Origin of the sequence: Thiococcus pfennigii (assembly GCF_016583835.1) — a bacterium.
In the GTDB taxonomy this organism is placed as follows: Bacteria; Pseudomonadota; Gammaproteobacteria; order Chromatiales; family Chromatiaceae; genus Thiococcus; species Thiococcus pfennigii.
Genome location: NZ_NRRW01000142.1, coordinates 1 through 905 on the forward strand (window position 1 = coordinate 1; position 905 = coordinate 905).

Sequence of the window (905 nt, forward strand, 5' to 3'; positions counted from 1 at the left end):
TGTGTACAAGGCCCGGGAACGTATTCACCGCAGCGTTGCTGATCTGCGATTACTAGCGACTCCGACTTCACGGGGTCGAGTTGCAGACCCCGATCCGAACTGAGACCAGCTTTTTGGGATTCGCTCCACCTTACGGTCTCGCAGCCCTTTGTACTGGCCATTGTAGCATGCGTGAAGCCCAAGACATAAGGGGCATGATGATTTGACGTCATCCCCACCTTCCTCCGAGTTGACCCCGGCAGTCTCCCATGAGTCCCCACCATTACGTGCTGGCAACATGGAACGAGGGTTGCGCTCGTTGCGGGACTTAACCCAACATCTCACGACACGAGCTGACGACAACCATGCACCACCTGTGAACAGCCCTTACGGACCCGACATCTCTGCCGGATTACTGCCCATGTCAAGCCTTGGTAAGGTTCTTCGCGTTGCATCGAATTAATCCGCATGCTCCGCCGCTTGTGCGGGCCCCCGTCAATTCCTTTGAGTTTTAGCCTTGCGGCCGTACTCCCCAGGCGGGGCGCTTAATGCGTTTGCTGCGGCACGGAACTCGTGGAAAGAGCCCCACACCTAGCGCCCAACGTTTACGGCGTGGACTACCAGGGTATCTAATCCTGTTCGCTCCCCACGCTTTCGCTCCTCAGCGTCAGTTACGGCCCAGAGACCCGCCTTCGCCACCGGTGTTCCTCCTGATATCTGCGCATTTCACCGCTACACCAGGAATTCCAGTCTCCCCTACCGCACTCTAGTCTGCCCGTACCCACTGCAGGCCCGGAGTTAAGCCCCAGGTTTTCACAGCAGACGCGACAAACCGCCTACGAGCTCTTTACGCCCAATAATTCCGGACAACGCTTGCACCCTACGTATTACCGCGGCTGCTGGCACGTAGTTAGCCGGTGCTTCTT

The 905-nt window shown here is 57.6% G+C and carries 1 rRNA gene; it reads right to left on the reverse strand.

Going from position 1 to position 905, the window contains the following annotated elements:
- Window positions 1-905: ribosomal RNA gene (locus CKO41_RS18290) — 16S ribosomal RNA — on the reverse strand; the annotation flags it as partial.